General features: G+C 60.1%; 23 protein-coding genes. 16 read left to right on the plus strand and 7 right to left on the minus strand.

The annotated features are described in order from the left end of the window. The first annotated feature begins 132 nt into the window (after positions 1-132). The 3 genes from P9875_RS01560 (at position 133) to P9875_RS01570 (ending at position 4,172) form a co-directional block, all read left to right on the plus strand. Positions 133-1,017: a branched-chain amino acid ABC transporter permease gene (locus tag P9875_RS01560; protein WP_034783850.1), complete on the plus strand. Its 885-nt coding sequence runs from the start codon at positions 133-135 to the stop codon at positions 1,015-1,017. Positions 1,018-1,048: 31 nt separating this feature from the next. After that, entirely contained in the window at positions 1,049-2,029 is a 981-nt protein-coding gene (locus P9875_RS01565; protein ID WP_035823444.1) for a branched-chain amino acid ABC transporter permease, read from the plus strand. A 76-nt stretch (positions 2,030-2,105) separates the two neighbouring features. Beyond that, complete coding sequence (locus P9875_RS01570; RefSeq protein WP_278317425.1) at positions 2,106-4,172, plus strand: 3-hydroxybutyrate oligomer hydrolase family protein; 2,067 nt, start codon at positions 2,106-2,108, stop codon at positions 4,170-4,172. 46 nt (positions 4,173-4,218) lie between these two features. Here P9875_RS01570 and P9875_RS01575 read toward each other — a convergent pair whose 3' ends face one another. The 4 genes from P9875_RS01575 to sugE all read right to left on the minus strand — a co-directional run bounded on the left by P9875_RS01575 (position 4,219) and on the right by sugE (position 6,988). Next, positions 4,219-5,010, minus strand: a complete 792-nt coding sequence (locus tag P9875_RS01575; protein ID WP_217916687.1) for an EAL domain-containing protein — start codon at positions 5,008-5,010, stop codon at positions 4,219-4,221. Between the two features lie 44 nt (positions 5,011-5,054). Continuing rightward, entirely contained in the window at positions 5,055-6,212 is a 1,158-nt protein-coding gene (locus P9875_RS01580) for an iron-containing alcohol dehydrogenase (protein WP_278317426.1), read from the minus strand. Between the two features lie 85 nt (positions 6,213-6,297). Then, a complete protein-coding gene (locus tag P9875_RS01585) occupies positions 6,298-6,657 on the minus strand; it encodes an NADH-quinone oxidoreductase subunit A (protein ID WP_035823454.1) in 360 nt (119 codons plus the stop codon). Positions 6,658-6,667: 10 nt separating this feature from the next. Beyond that, positions 6,668-6,988, minus strand: a complete 321-nt coding sequence (sugE, locus tag P9875_RS01590; RefSeq protein ID WP_035823456.1) for a quaternary ammonium compound efflux SMR transporter SugE — start codon at positions 6,986-6,988, stop codon at positions 6,668-6,670. 316 nt (positions 6,989-7,304) lie between these two features. On the opposite strand from sugE, the gene mnmG reads away from it, so the two are divergent. The 13 genes from mnmG (at position 7,305) to P9875_RS01655 (ending at position 19,145) form a co-directional block, all read left to right on the plus strand. Then, positions 7,305-9,254 (plus strand): tRNA uridine-5-carboxymethylaminomethyl(34) synthesis enzyme MnmG, encoded by a 1,950-nt coding sequence (gene mnmG, locus P9875_RS01595; RefSeq protein WP_035823458.1) that lies wholly within the window; start codon positions 7,305-7,307, stop codon positions 9,252-9,254. Beyond that, positions 9,251-9,895, plus strand: coding sequence for a 16S rRNA (guanine(527)-N(7))-methyltransferase RsmG (gene rsmG, locus P9875_RS01600; protein WP_278317427.1), 645 nt, complete (start codon positions 9,251-9,253; stop codon positions 9,893-9,895). The genes mnmG and rsmG overlap by 4 nt, the downstream gene beginning before the upstream one ends. Before the next feature lie 158 nt (positions 9,896-10,053). Further along, positions 10,054-10,824, plus strand: coding sequence for a ParA family protein (locus P9875_RS01605; protein ID WP_046681849.1), 771 nt, complete (start codon positions 10,054-10,056; stop codon positions 10,822-10,824). A gap of 64 nt (positions 10,825-10,888) precedes the next feature. Continuing rightward, positions 10,889-11,776, plus strand: coding sequence for a ParB/RepB/Spo0J family partition protein (locus P9875_RS01610; RefSeq protein WP_219310054.1), 888 nt, complete (start codon positions 10,889-10,891; stop codon positions 11,774-11,776). 269 nt (positions 11,777-12,045) lie between these two features. Then, positions 12,046-12,414: an ATP synthase subunit I gene (locus tag P9875_RS01615; RefSeq protein WP_035823464.1), complete on the plus strand. Its 369-nt coding sequence runs from the start codon at positions 12,046-12,048 to the stop codon at positions 12,412-12,414. Positions 12,415-12,465: 51 nt separating this feature from the next. After that, entirely contained in the window at positions 12,466-13,275 is an 810-nt protein-coding gene (gene atpB, locus P9875_RS01620) for a F0F1 ATP synthase subunit A (RefSeq protein WP_046681851.1), read from the plus strand. Positions 13,276-13,334: 59 nt separating this feature from the next. Beyond that, positions 13,335-13,613, plus strand: a complete 279-nt coding sequence (gene atpE / locus P9875_RS01625; RefSeq protein WP_034752695.1) for a F0F1 ATP synthase subunit C — start codon at positions 13,335-13,337, stop codon at positions 13,611-13,613. Between the two features lie 43 nt (positions 13,614-13,656). After that, positions 13,657-14,127, plus strand: a complete 471-nt coding sequence (locus P9875_RS01630) for a F0F1 ATP synthase subunit B (RefSeq protein ID WP_034752697.1) — start codon at positions 13,657-13,659, stop codon at positions 14,125-14,127. A 2-nt stretch (positions 14,128-14,129) separates the two neighbouring features. Further along, positions 14,130-14,675, plus strand: a complete 546-nt coding sequence (locus P9875_RS01635) for a F0F1 ATP synthase subunit delta (protein WP_034752699.1) — start codon at positions 14,130-14,132, stop codon at positions 14,673-14,675. A gap of 78 nt (positions 14,676-14,753) precedes the next feature. After that, complete coding sequence (gene atpA, locus P9875_RS01640) at positions 14,754-16,295, plus strand: F0F1 ATP synthase subunit alpha (protein WP_034752701.1); 1,542 nt, start codon at positions 14,754-14,756, stop codon at positions 16,293-16,295. A 62-nt stretch (positions 16,296-16,357) separates the two neighbouring features. After that, positions 16,358-17,233: a F0F1 ATP synthase subunit gamma gene (gene atpG / locus P9875_RS01645; RefSeq protein WP_035823466.1), complete on the plus strand. Its 876-nt coding sequence runs from the start codon at positions 16,358-16,360 to the stop codon at positions 17,231-17,233. A 29-nt stretch (positions 17,234-17,262) separates the two neighbouring features. Further along, the gene (gene atpD, locus P9875_RS01650) at positions 17,263-18,663 is read left to right on the plus strand and encodes a F0F1 ATP synthase subunit beta (protein ID WP_034752705.1); all 1,401 of its coding nucleotides are present in this window, start codon (positions 17,263-17,265) and stop codon (positions 18,661-18,663) included. 62 nt (positions 18,664-18,725) lie between these two features. Continuing rightward, a complete protein-coding gene (locus P9875_RS01655) occupies positions 18,726-19,145 on the plus strand; it encodes a F0F1 ATP synthase subunit epsilon (protein WP_034752707.1) in 420 nt (139 codons plus the stop codon). Positions 19,146-19,201: 56 nt separating this feature from the next. Here P9875_RS01655 and rsgA read toward each other — a convergent pair whose 3' ends face one another. The 3 genes from rsgA to speD all read right to left on the minus strand — a co-directional run bounded on the left by rsgA (position 19,202) and on the right by speD (position 21,533). After that, positions 19,202-20,266: a ribosome small subunit-dependent GTPase A gene (gene rsgA / locus P9875_RS01660; protein ID WP_278317428.1), complete on the minus strand. Its 1,065-nt coding sequence runs from the start codon at positions 20,264-20,266 to the stop codon at positions 19,202-19,204. Between the two features lie 277 nt (positions 20,267-20,543). Next, positions 20,544-21,098: a hypothetical protein gene (locus P9875_RS01665; protein WP_278317429.1), complete on the minus strand. Its 555-nt coding sequence runs from the start codon at positions 21,096-21,098 to the stop codon at positions 20,544-20,546. A 63-nt stretch (positions 21,099-21,161) separates the two neighbouring features. After that, a complete protein-coding gene (gene speD, locus P9875_RS01670) occupies positions 21,162-21,533 on the minus strand; it encodes an adenosylmethionine decarboxylase (protein WP_278317430.1) in 372 nt (123 codons plus the stop codon). Between the last annotated feature and the right edge of the window lies 1 nt (position 21,534).

Here is a 21,534-nt window from a genome sequence, read left to right on the forward strand (position 1 = left end):
GCCTGTGCGCGGGCGCTCCGTCCTGCACGCTTTGCCCGCAGGGTACGCCTTGCGCCGCCGCACCCGTTTGCGGCGGCGCGTTTCCCTTGATACCACACCGCTGTCCGGCGGTGCTTTTTATACTGTGATGCCATGGAAATTTTCGGCGTTCCAATACAAGCGATGATGAGCCAGCTGCTGCTGGGTCTCGTCAACGGCTCGTTCTATGCCATGTTGTCCCTCGGTCTGGCCGTCATCTTCGGCTTGCTTAACGTTATTAATTTCTCGCACGGCGCCATGTACATGATGGGCGCCTTCCTGGCCTGGATGGGCCTCAGCTATTTCGACATCAGTTACTGGGCCATGCTGGTCATCGCCCCGATCCTCGTCGGTCTGGTCGGCATCCTGATCGAAAAAACCATGCTGCGCTGGCTGTATAAACTCGACCACCTGTATGGCTTGCTGCTGACCTTCGGCATCACCCTGATCATGGAAGGCGTGTTTCGCTCCTTCTATGGCGTCTCGGGCCAGCCGTATGCCGTGCCCGAAGCGCTGGCCGGCGCGACGGACCTCGGTTTCATGATCCTGCCGAACTACCGCGCCTGGGTGGTGATCGCCTCGCTCACCGTCTGCCTGGCGACCTGGTTCGTCATCGAAAAAACCAAGCTCGGCGCCTACCTGCGGGCCGGCACGGAAAACCCGAAACTGGTGGAAGCGTTCGGCATCAACGTGCCGCTGATGGTCACCCTGACGTTCGGCTTCGGCGTGGCGCTGGCCGGTTTCGCCGGCGTGCTGGCGGCGCCCATCATCCAGGTCTCGCCGCTGATGGGCTCGAACCTGATCATCGTCGTGTTCGCCGTGGTGGTGATCGGCGGCATGGGTTCCATCATGGGTTCCATCCTGACGGGCCTGGGCCTGGGCGTGATCGAGGGCCTGACCCGCGTGTTCTACCCGGAAGGCTCGGCCACCGTGGTGTTCGTGGTGATGGTCATCGTGCTGCTGCTGCGTCCCGCCGGCCTGTTCGGCAAAGAAAAGTAATCCTCATCAGTCATGTATTGGAGCTACCACGATGAATAAGAATGTAGGCTACGCCATTGCCTTGCTGCTGGCGTTGGCGGCCCCGTTTTACGGCTATCCCGTCTTCCTGATGAAGTTGCTGTGCTTTGCCCTGTTTGCCTGCGCTTTCAACTTGCTGATCGGCTATACGGGCTTGCTGTCGTTTGGCCATGCGGCGTTTTTTGGCGGGGCCGGCTATGTCACCGGCTATGCGCTGCGCACCTGGGGCTGGCCAACGGAACTGGGCTTGCTGGCCGGCGTCGCCACGGGCGCCTTGCTGGGCCTGGTGATCGGCGGCCTGGCGATCCGCCGCCAGGGCATCTACTTTACGATGATCACCCTGGCGCTGGCGCAGATGGTGTACTTCCTGGCCTTGCGCCTGCCGTTCACGGGCGGCGAGGATGGCTTGCAGGGTGTTCCACGTGGAACCTTGCTCGGTACGATAGACCTGGGCAATGACACGGTGTTGTACTACGTCGTGCTGGCCATCTTTGTCGCCGGCTTCGCCCTGATCGTGCGCACCATCCACTCGCCGTTCGGCCAGGTGCTCAAGGCGATCAAGGAAAACGAACCGCGCGCCATCTCGCTCGGCTACGACGTCAACAAGTACAAGCTGATGGCCATCGTCCTGTCCGCTTCCTTGGCCGCACTGGCCGGCGCCACCAAGACCCTGGTGCTGGGCTTTGAAACGCTGACCGACGTGTACTGGGGCATGTCGGGTCTGGTCGTGCTGATGACATTGGTCGGCGGCATGGGCACCTTGTCCGGTCCCATCCTCGGCGCCGTCTTGATCATCGCACTGGAAAACAAGCTGGGCGATGTCGGTACCTATCTGGCCACGCATACGGGCATCGAGTGGTTCGGCACCCTGGGCGAATCGGTGGGCATGGTGACCGGCGTGATCTTCGTCATCTGCGTGCTGATGTTCCGGCGCGGCATTGTCGGCGAAGCCATCGCGCGCTTCGGCGGCAGGCCAGCCAAAGCCGCGGTCTGATTTTCAAGCAACGCCGGACGAATCGTCCGGCGTTTTTCATTGTGCGTCCACTGTTACCTTAACGGAGAGTACCACCATGCAAACGACGATCACGCGCGCAGGCACTGGCGCAAGCCTGTGCACCTTGCTGGCCTTGGCAGCCTGCGGCAGCAACCATGCGCCGGAAGAACTGAACCAGATGCCCGGCTACCTGGGCACGATCACGCGGGCCGACTACGACGGCAAGACGAACGACTTACTCACGGCTGGCCTGGGCAAGACGGGGCTGGCGGGAGCAACTCCCGCGTATGCGAACGTGGAACAGCCGACGCCGCTCGAACTGCGCCGCAATGCCATCTACGCCAATTACCGCGCCGTGCTCGACATTGCCGCCAACAGCGGCTACGGTACTTTGTACGGACCGAACGTGGATGCGTCCGGGAACGTGGGCACGGGCGAGGGCCTGGTCGCGGGCAGCGAATACATCGCCTATGCCGACGATGGCACGGGCAAGAAGAACGTCACCTTGATGGTGCAGGTGCCGGCCAGCTTCGATCCCGACCATGCGTGTATCGTCACGGGCACGTCGAGCGGCTCGCGCGGCATTTACGGAGCCATCGGCAGCTCGGGCGAGTGGGGCTTGAAAAAAGGCTGTGCCGTGGCGTATGCGGACAAGGGTTCCGGCACGGGCTTGTACGTGTTCGAGGACGACAGCGTCAACCTGCAGAACGGCCTGCGCGCGGGCAGGGTGGCCGCCGGCAAGAACGCGCTCTTCGCGCCGGACTTGAGCGACGCCGAGCGGCTGGCCTGGGCGGGCAGTAATCCGAACCGCATCGCCTTCAAGCATGCGCACTCGCAGCAAAATCCGGAAAAGGATTGGGGCAAGGTCACCTTGCAGGCCGTCGAGATGGCGTATTACGTGTTGAACGAGCGCTACGGCGTGCTGGCCCGCGACGGCAGTGCGCGCGTCGTGCGCCTGACGCCAAAGAACACCATCACGATTGCCTCGAGCATTTCCAACGGCGCCGGCTCGGCCTTGCTGGCGGCGGAACAGGATAGCAAGGGCTTGATCGGCGGCGTGGCGGTCAGCGAGCCGCAAATCCAGCCGGCGGCGTCGAGCGCCTACACTGTGCGCCAGGGCGGGGCGGCGGTTGCCAATCCCGGCCGCGCGCTGTTCGACTACGCCACCTATGCGGCCCTGTATCAACCGTGCATCGCCTCGGTGGCCGGCAATGCGGGACGCTGCACGGCGCTCGTGGCCAAGGGGCTATTGAACGGTGCCGACCTGGCGGCGCAGCAGGCGGACGCGAAGCAGCGCTTGCGCGCGTATGGCTGGCTGGTCGATTCCGATCCGCTGCAGGCAGCGCACGCGGGCACAAACATCCTCGTGGCCGTCACGTATGCATATGCGTATGGAAAATTCTCCGTGACCGATAAAGTGTGCGGTTTCACGTTTGCGCAGACGGACGGCGGCGGCAATCCGATCGCGTTTACCTCCGCGCAAAAGGCGGCCAGCTTTGCCGCGCAAAACGGTATTCTTGGCAATGTCATGTACGAGAACAGCGTGGGCGGCGCCAAGGTGTACACGGCCGGCGTGTCGCCGTCAAACAGCCTGGCGGACCAGTCGCTCGATGGCTTCCTGTGCCTGCGCAGCCTGGCGACGGGGCGCGACACCGTCAGCGGCGCCAACTTGCAGGGGACATTGGCTGCGCAAAGCGTGCGCGTGCGGGCAGGCATGGCCGAGGTCGCGGCCACCGGCAAATTGAACGGCAAGCCGGCCATCATCGTGCACGGCCGCAGCGACACCCTGATTCCCGTCAATCACGCTTCGCGCGCCTATCTGGGCCTGAACGCTGCCGTAGAGGGGAGCAATAGCAAGCTGCGCTATATCGAGGTAACGAACGCCAACCATTTCGATTCCTTCAGCAGCGCCTTGCCGACCCTGATCGTGCCGCTGCACGTGTACCTGAACCGGGCGTTAGATGCCATGTATGCGCACCTGCATGCCAAGCAATCCTTGCCGCCATCGCAGGTAGTGCGCACGGTGACGCGTGCCGATGCATCGACCCTGATCACGAATGTCAACGTGCCGGTGATTGCGGCAACGCCGGCACCTGGCAATGTCATCGGCGTGACGGGGACTGTCGTCGATATTCCCAACTAGGCTGTCTCGCCTGTGGACGCTGCGGCCACGTTTCACGTGGCCGTTTTTATGCCCAGGCCGTGTCCGGGATATCGCCCAGTCCCTGGAAGACGGGCTTGGAAAACCAGTAGCCCTGCATCAGCGAAATGCCGCAGCCGGAAAGAAAATCGCGCTCGGCGCGCGTCTCGATACCTTCGGCCAGCACGCGGATGCCGAGCTCACGGCACAGGCTGGCGATGGCCCGCACGATGGCCTGGCGCGGTGCGTGCGTATCGATGTCGCGCACCAGGTCCATGTCGATCTTGATGATGTCGGGCTGGTATTCGGCCAGCAAGTTCAAGCCCGCATAGCCGGCGCCGAAATCATCGATGGCCGTCTGGAAACCGAAACGCCGGTAGGCGCGGAAGATCTCGACCAGATGGGGACGGTCTTGTACCCGTTCGCCTTCCGTCACTTCAAAGATGATTTTATCGGTAGGGAAATGATGCAGCCTGGCCGCTTCCAGGGTGCTGCGGATGCACACTTCGGGACGGTAGACGGCGTTGGGCAGGAAGTTGATCGACAGATATCCCTGCATGCCCAGCCTGGCGGCGCCGGCCACGGCCTTGACGCGGCAAGCCTGGTCGAAGCGGTAGCGGTTGGCGTCGTTCACTTGCGCCAGCACGCTGGCCGCGCTTTCGCCGTTGGGGCCGCGCACCAGCGCCTCGTGCGCATAGATGCTGCGCGTGGCGAGGTCAACGATGGGTTGATACGCATACTCGAAGGCAAACGGCAGCGGCGTGCCGTCATGGCAGCCGGCACAGGCACCGTGCGGAAAGCTGGTGCTGTCAGGATGAATGGGGATGTCGGGAGGTGTCATGGCGGCAGTGTAGCAGGGTGGGGGAACTGGCTGCGTTTGCTGGCTCACAGTGCGGCCGCATAGATGGCGCGCGCGTCGCTGCGCGTGACGGGACGGGGATTGTTGCCCAGTAAACGCGTCTGCAGCATGGCTTCATCGGCCAGCCTGTCCAGGTCGCTGGCCGCGATGCCCACGTCGCGCAGGGTGCGCGCGATACCGGTGGCCAGGGCGATCTCCTGCATCGTATCGATCAAGGCCACGGCGCGCGCCTCCTCGCTGCCCGCGATGCCGGGCTGCAGGATGGTGGCCAGTTGCGCATACAAGGGCGCCGCGTGGGACAAATTGAAACGGAGCACGTGCGGCAGTACCAGCGCGTTCGACAAGCCATGTGGCACGTGGAACAGTCCACCGATGGGATAGGCGAGCGCGTGCACGGCAGCCACGGGCGCATTGGCAAACGCCTGGCCGGCCAGCATGGCACCGAGCAGCATGGCCTGGCGCGCCGGCAAGTTGCTGCCATCGCGGCAGGCGGTGACCAGGTTGCTCGACAGCAGCGACAGCGCCTGGGTGGCCAGCATGTCGGACAAAGGGTTTTTCAGCAGGCGGCTGGTGTACGCTTCGATCGCATGCACCATGGCGTCGATGCCGGTGGCGGCCGTCACGGCGGGCGGCAAGCCCAGGGTCAGGCTGGCGTCGAGGATGGCCAGGTCCGCATATAGTTGCGGCGCGACCACGCCCATCTTGCTGGTGGCGCCCGTGGTGACGATGGCGATGTGCGTCACTTCCGAGCCCGTGCCAGCCGTGGTCGGCAATTGCACCAGGGGCAGGCGCTGGCCGTGGACATTGCCGATGCCATACAGTTGCGCCAGTTCCTGGTGGCCCGGCGCCAGCACGGCGATCAGCTTGGCCACATCCAGCGAGCTGCCGCCACCGAGGCCGATAATCAGTTCCACGTGAAACATCTGCGCCTGGGCCACGCCGGCCAGCACGATGGCTTCGGGCGGATCGGCTTGCACGTCGGAAAACACGTGGACTTCGATGCCGGCGGCTTGCAAGCTGCGCAGGGAGGCGTCGGCCAGGCCCGTGCGCAAAAAGCCTGCGTCCGTGACGAGCAGGGCGCGGCGCACGGTGGGGAAGTGATGGGCGATGTGTACGCCCAGCTGGGCGGCGGCGCCCGCTTCGACGATCAGGTGCGGCACGGTGCGGAACTGGAAGGCGGACATGCAGGCTCCTGACGATAAGGACAGAAGCCAAGCTTACTCCGCTTTCCCGCCCCGCGCCTGTTTCACGTGAAACCAGAAGCGGGGGTTATTCCCACTCCAGCGCGCCTTTCTTCCACTCATAGATTAGTCCGATGGTCAGCACGGCGAGAAAGCCCACGACGGCCCAGAAACCGGCGAGGCCCAGTTCGTTGACATTGGCCGCCCACGGCATCAGGAAGATCACCTCGATATCGAACAGGATGAAGAGGATGGCGACCAGGTAGAAACGGATGTCGAACTTCATGCGCGCGTCGCCGAATGCCTCGAAGCCGCATTCGTACGGCGACAGTTTTTGCGCATCGGGTTTGTGCGGACCGAGCGTGCGCCCCAGCAGCATGGGCACGATGCCGACGAGGATGCCGATCAGAATGAACAGCAGGACGGGAAAATAGTTTTCGAGGAGCATGGGATTCCTCTCAGTGACTGGACGACAGTTTCATCAGCACGATGCCGCACACGATGAGGACGGCGGCGCACACGCGCATGGTGTTGACTTGCTCGCCCAGAAAGACGATGCCGACGATAAAGGCGCCGACGGCACCGATGCCCGTCCAGATCGTATAGGCCGTGCCCAGGGGCAGGGTGCGCATGGCCAGCGACAGCAAGCCGAAGCTGGCGATCATCATGACGATGGTAATGACGGAGGGAGTGAGTCTGGTGAAACCCTCGGAGAGTTTCATCGAGTATGCCCACACGACTTCAAACATGCCGGCAATCAGTAAGAGTATCCAGGCCATGGCGGCTCCTTATACAGAGCGGGCCGTCCCGGTGTGTTCCCATGATGGGGGAGGCCGTCCTCCTGGATGATCGTCCCGTTGGCCACTGGCGTGACCACGAATGCAGACGATGCGGCAATTGTAGCAAACATTGTCCAGTGCCGCACCTCCATCCTGGATGCGATTCGTGTTCCACGTGAAACAGAAAACACCGTTGACTTGCCACTGCTGAGTAAAAATTAAGCAAAAATTGGCCGTTGCAAGGTTGCGCTTGCAAAAAGACTCTATAATCGGAGCTCTCTTCCCGCATTTTTACTTGCACTGTTACCTATTTATCATGTTATTTCCTACAGAATTCGACGTCATCGTTGTCGGTGGTGGTCACGCCGGTACCGAGGCGGCCCTCGCTTCCGCCCGCATGGGGCAGAAGACGCTATTGCTCACGCATAATATTGAGACACTGGGCCAGATGTCGTGCAACCCCTCCATCGGCGGCATCGGCAAGGGCCACCTGGTCAAGGAAGTCGATGCCATGGGCGGCGCGATGGCGATTGCCACCGACGAGTCCGGCATCCAGTTCCGCATCCTGAACTCTTCGAAAGGCCCGGCAGTTCGCGCCACGCGCGCCCAGGCCGACCGTCTTTTGTACAAGGCCGCCATCCGTACGCGCCTGGAAAACCAGCCTAACCTGTGGTTGTTCCAGCAAGCCGTTGATGACCTGATCGTCGAAGGCGACCGGGTCGTTGGCGCCGTGACGCAGATCGGTTTGAAGTTTCTCGCGCGCGCCGTCGTGCTGACGGCCGGTACTTTCCTCGACGGCAAGATCCACGTGGGCTTGAACAATTACTCGGCTGGCCGCGCCGGCGACCCACCCTCCATTTCGCTGTCGGCCCGTTTGAAAGAGCTGAAGCTGCCGCAGGGTCGCTTGAAAACGGGCACGCCGCCGCGCATCGATGGCCGCACGATCGACTTTTCCGTGATGCAAGAACAGCCGGGCGACCTCGATCCCGTGCCCGTGTTTTCCGTGATGGGCAACACGTCCATGCACCCGCGTCAGGTGCCGTGCTGGGTCACGCACACGAATAGCCAGACGCATGACATCATCCGTGCCGGCCTCGATCGCAGCCCCATGTACACGGGCGTGATCGAGGGCGTCGGCCCCCGCTATTGCCCCTCGATCGAAGACAAGATCCACCGTTTCTCGGGCAAGGAATCGCACCAGATCTTCCTCGAGCCGGAAGGCTTGACGACGCACGAGTTCTATCCGAACGGCATCTCCACCAGCCTGCCGTTCGACGTGCAGATCGCCCTGGTGCAATCGATGAAGGGCATGGAAAACGCCCACATCCTGCGCCCCGGCTACGCCATCGAATACGATTATTTCGACCCGCGCGGCTTGAAGGCGTCGCTGGAAACGAAGGCCGTCGCCGGCCTGTTCTTTGCCGGCCAGATCAACGGCACCACCGGCTACGAGGAAGCGGCCGCGCAAGGCATGCTGGCGGGCCTGAATGCGGCCTTGCTGACGCAGGACAAGGAAGCCTGGGTACCGGGCCGCTCCGAGGCTTATCTGGGCGTGCTGGTCGACGATTTGATCACCCAGGGCGTGCAGGAGCCGTACCGCATGTTCACCAGCCGCGCCGAGTACCGCCTGAGCCTGCGCGAAGACAATGCCGACATGCGTTTGACGGAAATCGGCCGCGCTTTGGGCTGCGTCGGCGACGCCCAGTGGCAAGCGTTCGAGACCAAGCGCGAAGCGGTGGCGCGCGAACTCGAGCGCCTGCGTTCCACGTGGGTCAACCCGCGCATCCTGGCGGCTGCGGAATCGGAACGCATCGTTGGCCAAGCCATCGAGCGCGAGTATTCGCTGGCGGACTTGCTGCGCCGTCCGAACGTCGCCTACGACACCCTGATGAGCATGACGGGCATGGAAGGCCAGGCCCTGGCCGGCCCCGGTGTGGAGGACCCCGCCGTGCGCGAACAGGTGGAAATCCAGCTCAAATATGCGGGTTACATCGAGCGCCAGAGCAAGGAAATCGAGCGCCACGAACACTATGAAAACCTGGCTTTGCCGGAAGGTTTCAATTACCTCGATATCGGCGCGCTGTCGGTCGAAGTGCGGCAAAAACTCGACAAGCAGCGCCCGGAAACCCTGGGCCAGGCCTCGCGCATTTCCGGCGTGACGCCGGCGGCCATTTCGCTGCTGCTGGTGCACCTGAAAAAGCGCGGCTTTGGTGCAGGTCAGGCCGAAATACAGACCACCACTTTAAAGGACGAGGTTGTTGAATGAAGCAGTTTGACCGGGCCGCATTGGCCCCTATTTTGAATGAAGGCATCGCCGCGCTGAGGCTCGACCTGAGCGCGGATCAGACGGAAAAACTGCTCGATTACCTGGCCTTGCTGGCCAAATGGAACAGCGTGTACAACCTGACGTCGGTGCGCGACCCCCTGCAGATGCTGACCCTGCACGTGCTCGATTCGCTGGCCGCCGTGCCGGCGTTCGCGGACGCCAAGAATGTACTCGACGTGGGCGCCGGCGGCGGCTTGCCGGGCATGGTTCTGGCCATCGCGCGGCCTGATATTAAAGTGTCGATGATCGACACGGTGCATAAAAAGACGGCATTTTTGACGCAAGTGAAGGCGGAACTGGGCTTGAGCAACGTCACCGTGTACACGAAACGGGTGGAACAGCTGGAAGTGCAGCAGAAATTCGACGTGATCACCTCGCGCGCCTTTGCCGACCTATCCGACTTCGTCAACTGGTCGAATCACGTGCTGGCCGAGGGTGGGCAATTCATCGCCTTGAAAGGGGTGGCACCGCCAGACGAGAGAGAGCGACTGCCGGCGGACTGGCAAGTGACGCAATTACGAGCGATTCAGGTGCCAGGGCTAAATGCAGAGCGTCATCTGGTATTTATAGCAAGAATTTAAAAGCCGGAAAATAAATGATATAAACAATTTATACGGTATAAATTATATAAATCATATAAACGATTTATATCGTATAAATGAAATAAACAGTATAAATCGTTTCGGCCAGATGCCGGGGCGCATGATGAAGTTTGCATCTCTTTACAACTAGAAGATACATGGCCAAAATTTTTTGTGTAGCAAATCAAAAGGGTGGTGTTGGTAAAACCACAACAAGCGTCAACCTCTCCGCCGGTCTGGCCAAATTGAACCAGCGCGTGCTGCTGGTCGACCTCGACCCGCAGGGCAATGCGACCATGGGCGCCGGCATCAACAAGGCCGGCCTGAAGGCGTCGACCTATGAAGTCATGCTGGGCGAGTCCGATGTCAAAACGGCACGCCAGCGTTCGGAAGCGGGACGCTTCGACGTCTTGCCGTCGAACCGCGAACTGGCCGGCGCCGAAGTGGAGATGGTCGAGCTCGACAACCGCGAACGCCGCCTGAAGGATGCGCTGGCCGAAGTGGATAGTGAATATGACTTCATCCTGGTAGATTGCCCACCGGCATTATCGATGCTGACCCTGAACGGCCTGTGCGCCGCGCATGGCGTGATCATTCCGATGCAGTGCGAGTACTACGCATTGGAAGGCTTGTCCGATCTGGTCAATACCATCAAGAAGGTGCATGCCAACCTGAACCCGGATCTGAAGATCATCGGCTTGCTGCGCGTGATGTTCGATCCGCGCATGACATTATCGCAACAAGTGTCGGCGCAGCTGGAACAGCATTTCGGCGACAAGGTATTCAATACCATCATCCCGCGCAACGTGCGTCTGGCCGAAGCGCCATCGTACGGCCTGCCCGGCGTGACCTTCGACCCCAGCTCGAAAGGTGCCCAGGCGTATATCGCCTTCGGCGCCGAGATGGTCGAACGCATCAAACATATGTAAACAAGGGGCGAGCGTCTGCACTTTATGATGTAAGCGCTTACTCTGAAAACACGATTAGGACAGCATGGCTACGAAAAAATTAAAAGGACTGGGTCGCGGACTCGACGCCCTGTTGGGCGGCGGCGGTGGCGACTTCGCCAGTGCGGACACGCATCAACCGTCGAACTTGCCCGTGTCGCAAATGCAAGCCGGCAAATACCAGCCGCGCACGCGCATGGACGAGGGGGCTTTGAACGAACTGGCCGCCTCGATCAAGGCGCAAGGGCTGATGCAGCCGATCCTGGTGCGCCCGATCGGGCAAGACACCTTGAGCGGGCTTGTCAAATATGAAATCATCGCCGGCGAACGCCGTTTCCGCGCGTCGCAACTGGCCGGCCTGACGGAAGTGCCGGTGCTGGTGCGCGACGTGGACGACCTGGCCGCCGCGGCCATGGCGCTGATCGAGAACATCCAGCGCGAAGACCTCAATCCGCTGGAAGAAGCGCAGGGCATTCACCGCCTGATCGCCGACTTCAATTTTACGCATGAGCAAGCGGCCACTGCGCTGGGACGTTCGCGCAGCGCCGTGTCGAACCTGTTGCGTTTGATGAACCTGGCCAGTCCCGTGCAAACCATGTTGATGGCCGGCGATATCGACATGGGCCATGCGCGCGCGCTGCTGGCCGTCGATGCGGCCAGCCAGATCACCCTGGCCAACCAGGTCGTGGCCAAGCGCCTGTCCGTGCGCGAAACGGAAAAGCTCGTGACGCGCACGGTCGAGGAAGCGGCCAACCCGGTCGAGCCGCGTCAGAAGGAAAAATCGGGCGACATCGCGCGCCTGGAAGAAGAGCTGTCCGATGCGCTGGCCACCCCCGTGGTGTTCAAGATGGGCAACAAGGGCCGTGGCCAATTGGTGATTGATTTTGCCGATCTTGACGTGCTCGATGGTTTGTTGACCCGCTTGCGTGGTTAAATAGCAAGCTGCAAAGACAGGGGACCTGCGGTGTGGACAATCCGGCCATGCTTTCCGGATGGACCACGTGATTCCTTGATAACACGGCTGGAAGCGGCCAGACAAGCGGCTTTGCCATATAGTGGTGCAAAAGGCGGCGAATAGTCGGTAAAGCGTCAGTTTCACGCAGCAATTGCCCTGCTGCGGTGCAGCAACGTTTGACTCTATAGATCAAAGCCAACTATAATCCCGTGTCTTTGCGTGTGTAGATTTTTCTGGGAACTTGGCAATTGAGTGATTCACAACAAAGTATTGCCAAGCCAGTCTACAAAGTAGTTGCATTGCAGCTAGCAATCGCTATCAGCTTTGCCACGGTCACCCTGTTTTTTGGTGGCAATGTCAGAGGCTGGTCCGCCGCATACGGCGGCGCTATCGCAGTCATCGGTAGCCTGGTGTATGCCCTGTTGGTGGTTCGCGGTTCTAGCGACGCCAACAAGGCATTCCGGGCGCATTTGCGCGCAGAAGTGGTGAAAATATTTATCACAGCGGTGCTGTTTATATTGGCACTGGTGTTGTTTCAGTCGGCCGCCTGGTTATGGCTGATCTTGGGTTTCGCGGTGGCAACCTTAGCATACTGGTTTTCATTGCTCGCTGTTTAATCATTGGTTTTGGGGCCTGTTGAGCTCTGAAACGACAAATCTAAATTCATTATGACCACAGAACACGCTATTGAAGCGGGCCATGCTGCCCCGGCCAACGCCACAGAATACATCAGTCACCATCTGGCCCACCTGAGAAGTGCCGACGGCATGATCAATCTGGATACGTTCTGGATTTCGGCCATTCTGGGCTTTGTTTTCCTGGCTGTTTTCTATATGGCGTCGCGCCGCGCGACGGCTGGTGTCCCTGGCAAGTTGCAAAACTTCGTCGAAATGGTCATGGAAATCGTCAATGACACTATTAATGGGGCCTTCCACGCGAAAAGCAAGGTCATCGCGCCGCTGGCCATCACTATTTTTGTGTGGGTCTGGTTGCTGAACGCGATGGACTTCCTGCCGGTTGACCTGTTGCCGAAGATCCTGAGCTGGTTTGGCGTGCATAAACTGCGCGCCGTGCCGACCGCCGACGTCAACCACACCTTCGCCATGTCGCTGTCGGTCGTGCTGTGCGTGATCGCCTTCTCGATCAAGGCCAAGGGCCTGGGCGGCTGGATCAAGGAACTGTTCACGGCACCGTTCCATGCGAGCGGCCTGATCGGCACGATCGCCCTGGCACCTGTCAATTTCTTGCTGCAAATGGTTGAGCTGGTTGCAAAACTGATCTCCCTGTCGCTGCGACTGTTCGGCAATATGTATGCCGGCGAACTGATTTTCATCTTGATCGCGTTGTTGCCTTGGTGGGCACAGTGGGCGTTGGGTGGTCCATGGGCAATTTTCCATATCTTGATTGTAACTTTGCAAGCTTTTGTGTTTATGGCGTTGACGGTTGTGTATCTGAGCCTCGCGGTTGAGAAACATTAATCATTAACTTTATATTTTGTTTTTTTAGTATCTTTCGTTTTTAAATTTAGGAGAATTTTATGCAAGCTCTGATCGCACAAGTACAAAGCATGACCGTTCTGGCAGCAGCAATCATCATCGGCCTGGCCGCAATCGGCACCGCTCTGGGCTTCGCTATCTTGGGTGGCAAATTCCTGGAAGCTTCGGCACGTCAACCAGAACTGATGCCACAACTGCAAACCAAACTGTTCGTTATCGCTGGTCTGCTGGATGCTATCTCGATGATCGGCGTTGGTGTTGCTCTGCTGTACACGTTCGCTAACCCGTTCCTGTCCGCTCTGACGGCTGTTGCTCAGTAATTCGCTCCAACCCTAGGAGAAACTTTTAGTTAGGAGCAAAGGTATGGACATCAATATGTCGCTCATCGGCCAGATGATCACCTTCGCGGTGTTGGTCTGGTTCTCGATGAAGTTCGTATTTCCAGCGCTGAACAACGCGCTGGATGAGCGTGCCAAACGAATCGCGGATGGATTGGCTGCGGCCGATCAAGGTCAGGCTTCGATGGCAGTCGCTGAAAAGCGTGCGCAAGAGGCATTGAACAGTGCACGTGAAGAAGCGTCGCAACGCGTTGCGGACGCTGAAAAGCGCGCGCAGCTGGTTGCTGAAGAGATCAAGCAAAATGCACAAGCTGAAGCTGCGCGTATCATTGCGCAAGCCCAGTCGGACGCCGAACAGCAACTGTCGAAAGCACGCGAACAATTGCGCGCTCAGGTGGCTGACCTGGCTGTCAAGGGTGCCGAGCAGATCTTGAAGCGTGAAGTTAACGCTACGGCTCACGCCGAAATGTTGCAGCGTCTTGCTGTCGAGCTGTAATCATGGCAGAACTCGCAACCGTCGCCCGTCCCTACGCGGAAGCTTTGTTCCGCGTAGCCCAAGCTGGTAAGGAGTCAAGCAACCTCGCGGCGTGGTCCGAGCTGGTGTCCGAACTGGCACAGATCGGTAGCCACCCCGAGGTACAGGCGTACGCGCGCAATCCGAAAGTTTCGGAAAGCGACGTCGCCGCCACCATCCTGTCGTTGTTGAAATCGCCGCTCAATGAGGAAGTGAAAAACTTCGTCACGATGTTGATCGAAAATGGCCGCATCAGCCTGCTGCCGGAAATCGGCGCGCAATTCCATGCCCTGAAAAATGGCCTGGAAGGTGCGGCTGACGCCGAGATCACGAGCGCTTTCGATCTGAGCGAAGGCCAAACGGCCGAGCTGGTCGCAACGCTGGAAAAGAAATTCAGTCGTAAGCTCAACCCTGCCGTCACAGTGGATCCATCGCTGCTCGGCGGCGTGCGCGTGGTCGTTGGCGACCAAGTGCTCGATACCTCGGTGCGCGCCAAGCTGCAGCAACTGCACGCTGCACTGGTGTCGTAAGACACGCGCTTCGGCAGGCCAGCTTAGACAGACCCTTACCCCTCGCGCAAGCTGAGAGAAACACTTTTAGGAGTTAGTATGCAACTCAACCCATCTGAAATCAGCGAGTTGATCAAGAGCCGGATCCAAGGTCTTGACGGCGGCGCTGAAGTGCGTAATCAAGGCACGGTTATTTCCGTCGCCGACGGTATCTGCCGCATCCACGGTTTGTCGGACGTGATGCAAGGCGAGATGCTGGAATTCCCAGGCAACACGTTTGGCCTGGCAATGAATCTGGAACGCGACTCCGTCGGTTCCGTGATTCTGGGTGCCTACGAGCACATCTCCGAAGGCGACACGGTGAAATGCACCGGCCGCATTCTGGAAGTGCCAGTCGGTCCTGAGCTGCTCGGCCGCGTTGTCAACGCGCTGGGCCAGCCGATCGACGGCAAAGGCGCCATCGAGACCAAACTGACGGCCGCGATTGAAAAAATCGCACCGGGCGTGATCGCCCGTGAATCCGTTTCGCAACCAATGCAAACCGGCCTGAAGTCGATCGATGCGATGGTTCCAGTTGGCCGCGGCCAGCGCGAACTGATCATCGGCGACCGTCAAACCGGCAAGTCGGCTGTGGCGATTGATGCGATCATCAATCAAAAAGGCCAGGGCATGAAATGTATCTACGTCGCGATTGGCCAAAAAGCCTCGTCGATCAAGAACATCGTGCGCTCGCTGGAACAGCACGGCGCGATGGAATACACCATCGTTGTCGCCGCTTCCGCTTCGGAATCGGCCGCCATGCAATACATCTCGCCGTACTCCGGTTGCGCCATGGGCGAATACTTCCGTGACCGCGGTGAAGATGCACTGATCGTCTACGATGATCTGTCCAAACAAGCTGTTGCATACCGTCAAATCTCGCTGCTGCTGCGCCGTCCACCAGGTCGCGAAGCGTACCCAGGCGACGTGTTCTACCTGCACAGCCGCCTGCTGGAACGCGCAGCACGCGTGAACGCCGACTACGTCGAGAAGTTCACCGACGGCGCCGTCAAAGGCAAGACCGGTTCCCTGACGGCACTGCCGATCATTGAAACGCAAGCTGGCGACGTGTCCGCATTCGTTCCAACCAACGTGATTTCGATTACCGACGGTCAGATCTTCCTGGAAACCTCGCTGTTCAACGCCGGTATCCGTCCTGCGATTAACGCCGGTATTTCCGTATCGCGCGTCGGTGGCGCCGCCCAGACCAAGGTCATCAAAAACCTGTCCGGCGGTATCCGTACCGACTTGGCGCAGTACCGTGAACTGGCCGCGTTTGCGCAGTTCGCTTCGGACCTCGATGAATCGACCCGCAAGCAGCTGGACCGTGGTGCCCGCGTCACGGAATTGCTCAAGCAAGCCCAATACTCGCCACTGTCGATCTCGCTGATGGCTGTATCGCTGTTCTCGGTGAACAAAGGCTTCATGGACGACGTGCCAGTCAAGCAAGTGCTGTCGTTCGAAGCTGGTGTCCACGCTTACATGAAGACCAAGCAAGCTGCTCTGCTGGCCAAGATCGAAGAAACCAAGCAACTCGACAAAGACAGCGAAGCAACTCTGTCGGCGGCCATTGCTGATTTCAAGAAATCCGGCGCATATTAAGCGGCCAGGCGGCGCCCACCTTGAGTGAGGCGCCGCCCTACGCGCAGAAGGAGTAAGGACTCATGGCATCAAGCAAAGAGATACGAGGCAAGATCAAGAGCGTAGAGAATACGAAGAAGATCACCAAGGCGATGGAAATGGTCGCCGCGTCCAAAATGCGCAAGGCGCAAGACCGGATGCGGGCCGCTCGTCCCTACAGTGACAAGATTCGGAATATCGCCGCCAATCTGGCGAATGCCAATCCGGAATACACGCACCCGTTCCTGGCAGCTGCCCAGGGTACGCAAGCGAAGGCAGTAGGTTTCATCGTTGTGACGACCGACAAGGGTCTGTGCGGCGGCATGAATACCAACATCCTGCGCCAGGTGACGTCGAAGTCGCGCGAGCTGGAAGCAGCTGGCAACCGGATTGAAGCAGTTGCCATCGGTAACAAGGGTTTGGGTTTTTTGAATCGCATCGGCGTCAAGATCGTCGCCTCTGCCATTCAAACTGGTGATACGCCCCATCTGGAAAAATTGATCGGACCCGTCAAGGTCATGCTCGAAGAGTTCCAGGCTGGCAAGCTCGACGCAGTGTACCTGTGCTACACCAAATTCATCAACACGATGAAGCAGGAACCAGTGGTCGAACAGCTGCTGCCTTTGACGGCTGACAAAATGGTCGCCGACAAGAGCGCACACTCGTGGGATTACATCTACGAGCCGGATGCACAAAGCATCATCGACGAATTGCTGGAGCGCTATGTAGAAGCGCTGGTGTACCAGGCAGTCGCGGAGAATCTGGCGTCCGAGCAATCGGCACGGATGGTCGCGATGAAAGCTGCAAGCGACAACGCGGGTAGTGTGATCGGCGAATTGAAGCTGATCTACAACAAGACCCGCCAAGCTGCGATTACCAAAGAACTCTCCGAAATCGTCGCCGGTGCGGCTGCGGTTTAAACGAATTTAACTATATTGAAGGAACGAACATGGCTGATGGCAAAATCGTTCAGTGTATCGGCGCTGTGGTGGACGTTGAGTTTCCCCGCAACGCGATGCCTAAGGTATTTGATGCCTTGAAGATGGCAGGCTCGGAACTGACCCTGGAAGTACAACAGCAGTTGGGCGACGGCATTGTCCGTACCATTGCACTCGGCTCGTCCGATGGCCTGCGTCGCGGCATGATGATCCAGAACACCGGCAAACCTATCATGGTGCCAGTCGGTAAAGCAACCCTGGGTCGCATCATGGACGTGCTGGGCAACCCGATCGACGAATGCGGCCCAGTGTCGCACGAGCAGATCGCGTCGATCCACCGCACCGCTCCTGCATACGACGAACTGTCGCCTTCGCAAGAACTGCTGGAAACCGGCATCAAGGTGATCGATCTGGTGTGCCCGTTTGCAAAAGGCGGTAAAGTTGGTCTGTTCGGCGGCGCTGGCGTAGGCAAGACCGTCAACATGATGGAACTGATTAACAACATCGCCAAAGCGCACAGCGGCGTGTCCGTGTTCGCCGGTGTTGGTGAGCGTACGCGTGAAGGTAACGACTTCTACCACGAGATGGCTGACGCGAAAGTGGTCGATCTGGAAAATCCAGAGAACTCCAAAGTGGCGATGGTCTACGGTCAGATGAATGAACCGCCAGGTAACCGTCTGCGCGTCGCGCTGACCGGCCTGACGATCGCTGAATCGTTCCGTGATGAAGGCAAAGACGTTCTGTTCTTCGTCGACAACATCTACCGCTTTACGCTGGCTGGTACCGAAGTGTCGGCACTGCTGGGCCGTATGCCGTCGGCTGTGGGTTACCAACCGACCCTGGCTGAAGAAATGGGCCGTCTGCAAGAGCGTATCACGTCGACCAAGACCGGTTCGATCACCTCGATCCAGGCCGTCTACGTTCCAGCCGATGATTACACCGATCCGTCGCCTGCTACCACGTTTGCTCACTTGGATTCGACCGTTGCGCTGTCGCGTGACATCGCTTCCCTGGGTATCTACCCAGCCGTGGACCCACTCGATTCGACCTCGCGTCAGCTCGATCCGTTGATCGTTGGTCAAGAGCACTATGACACCGCGCGTGCCGTGCAAACGACCCTGCAACGCTACAAGGAATTGCGCGACATTATCGCGATTCTGGGTATGGACGAGCTGGCACCGGAAGACAAACTGCTGGTCGCCCGCGCACGTAAGATGCAGCGTTTCCTGTCGCAGCCTTTCCACGTCGCTGAAGTCTTTACCGGCGCGCCTGGTAAATACGTTTCGCTCAAAGACACGATCAAGGGCTTCAAAATGATCGCTTCGGGCGAACTCGATCACCTGCCGGAACAAGCGTTCTACATGGTCGGCACGATCGAAGAAGCAATCGAAAAAGCCAAGAAACTTAACTAAGTTAAGTCTGGGCCTAACCCCGCCCCTTACAAGGCGGGGTTCTTCAACCCGATAGGACACACATGGCACACACAATTCACGTTGACGTGGTTTCCGCTGAAGAACTGATTTTTTCAGGTGAAGCAGAATTCGTCGCGTTGCCGGGTGAACAAGGCGAGCTGGGTATCTACCCACGCCACACGCCTTTGATTACCCGCATCCGTCCGGGCGCGGTCCGCATCAAGGTAGTCGGCCAGGCTGAAGAAGAGTTCGTCTTCGTTGCCGGCGGCCTGCTGGAAGTGCAACCGGATACCGTGACCGTCCTGGCCGATACCGCGATCCGCGGTCACGACCTCGACGAAGCGAAAGCGCTGGAAGCGAAGAAGTTGGCGGAAGAAAATATCCACAACAAGGATTCGGGCATCGACTACGCGCAAGCGCAAGCCGAGCTGGCCAGCGCGATTGCGCAACTGGCAGCGATCCAGAAGCTGCGCAAGATGTAATTCATCTGCGCCGCACAAGAAAGGCAGCCTTCGGGCTGCCTTTTTTTATGCAGAAATCAGCGGCGCTTGTCCTTGCCCCTTTCCAGTCCCGCCTTCAATACCGTCTTCCACCTGGCGCGCGCGGCGATGCGCTCGAGCGGCGTCTCCTCGATACGGCGCGCGTCACGCAGCAGCTTGTGATAATTGCGCAGGCGGTCCGCATCGACGGCGCCGCGTACGGCGCAACCGGGCTCGCTGGCATGCCGGCAATCGCGGAACTGGCACGTCGCCGCCAGCGCCGCGATGTCGTCGAACGTGGCCGCCAGCGTATCCGCATCGGCATCGGCGCGCCAGCTGCGCAAGCCCGGCGTGTCGATGATGCAGGCGCCGCTGGCGCACAGGTGCAGCGAGCGGGCCGTCGTCGTATGCCGGCCGCGCCCGTCGCCATGGCGCACGCCGTTGGTTGCCTGCTCCGTCGCGCATAAAGTATTGGTCAGGCTGGACTTGCCGGCGCCCGATGAACCGAGCAGCACCAGGGTCTGGCCCGCACCCAGCCACGGTGCCAGGATGGCCACGTCATATGCATGGCGCGTATCGATGGCAAACAGGGGCACGTGTGGCGGCAGGCGCTGTCTGAGCTGCGCCAGCTTGCCCGGCACGTCGTCGGCCACGTCGGCCTTGCTCAGCACCACCACGGGGCTGACCTGGGCCGCCAGCACGATGGACAGATAGCGCTCCAGGCGGCGCGGATTAAAATCTTCGTCCAGTCCCATCACCAGCAGGGCCGTATCGACATTGCTGGCGAGCAGTTGGCGCCGGCCGTCATTGCCGCGCCGGGCGATTTGCGTGACTGGGGATAAGTGCGCCGTTATCCACAGCGTAGCGTGCGCGTCGGGTTCGGCGGCGACCCAGTCGCCGACAGTAAGAATATGGTCTTGCACCTGCAGCTGATGCAGCAGGCGCGGCAGGATTTGCGCCGGCTGTTCCAGGATGCCGTCGTGCACGCCGATGCTGTCGCGGTGCACGGCGCAAACGCGCAGCAGTTGGGCGGTTGGGGAAGAGAGTTCGAGTTGGGTGGCTGCGCTGGCGATGGCCTGCTGCAGCCCGATAAGGCGTAGTTGCGCAAAATCGAATGCGATCATGGTAGCGTGATTCCAGATTCTGTCGTCCGCGTGCGGACATGAAGCCTGCGCGTGCAGGCACCGCCAGTCGCCATGACTGGCACGAAAGAAGGGGAACGTCGGCTACGCGATCACGCGTATGGGGAATGTCGAGCTAAAAAGGCTTAGCAGGGGAAAACAGTGATCAGGCAGCCGACAGCACGGCAGTATCCGAATGGCGCATGTTGTCTACTCCTCAAGTGTGATGGAAAACCCCAGTGTGCCAGCGGCGTGCGCCGGCGTCAACGGAAGGTGTGGCTCAGCTGCACATGCCGTAAGCCTGGCGCTCGGGGAAGTAACGGTACGTAAACGTGCGCACCGGATAGCGCTTGCCGGCGATGAGCATGTCGGGCATCGACAGGTCAAAGCGCCGCGGCAGCTGGCGCGGCAGTTGCAGGCGCAGGCGCCACTGGGTTTCGGCGCTTGAACCGACGGCGGAAAACATGATGGGCAAGGTCTCGATGACGTCGACGATTTCCGCCTTGCGGTTCATGGCGCGCTGGTAGATGGTCAGCACTTTCGCTTCGGCGAAGGGGGGCTTTTTCGGCTCTTCCAGCAGGAAGGACAGGCGCGTGAAACTGGCTTGCGTGCCGATGGGAAGCGTAAAAATCAGCGCCAGCTCCGTGCCGCCTTCCTTCAGGGTGACGGGTGGCGTGGCATACACGCTGATACCGCGCGGCAGCTCGAAGCGTGAACCCTCCGTCCACGTCTTGCACTCGGGCGTCGTGGCCTGGTACAGGCTGGGCGCCGTGTAGTCGTTGCAGGCGGAAACCAGCAGCAGCAGGGGCAGGGCAAGCAGGGCGGAACGGCGCATGGAAGTCACGGTTGGGATATGAGCCGACAGTGTAAGCGATCCCCCCGCGTTCCACCAGCGGGCTTATGCTTGCCCGGGTGGCGCGCGCCGCACGGACTGCAGCTGGCAGTGCGCGGCCTGCAGCGCATCCTTGATGGCATCGAGCGCCAGTTGCGGCCGCGCCGCGCCGCACATGAAGATATCGACGGCGGCAAAGCCGCATTCCGGCCACGTGTGGATGGAGATATGCGATTCGGCCAGCAGCACCACGCCGGTGACGCCCTGGCCGGCGCCAAAGCTGTGGAAATGGCTGTGCAGTACTTGCGCGCCAGCCGCGACGGCCGCATCGCGCAGCAGGCGCTCGAGCGCGGCGCCGTCGCGCAGGCGTTCCGGCGCGATACCCGACAAATCGGCCAGCAAGTGGGTGCCCAGGGGCAGATGCGGTGTGGCTGTCATG

It is taken from the genome of Janthinobacterium rivuli, assembly GCF_029690045.1.
Taxonomy (GTDB): domain Bacteria; phylum Pseudomonadota; class Gammaproteobacteria; order Burkholderiales; family Burkholderiaceae_D; genus Janthinobacterium; species Janthinobacterium rivuli.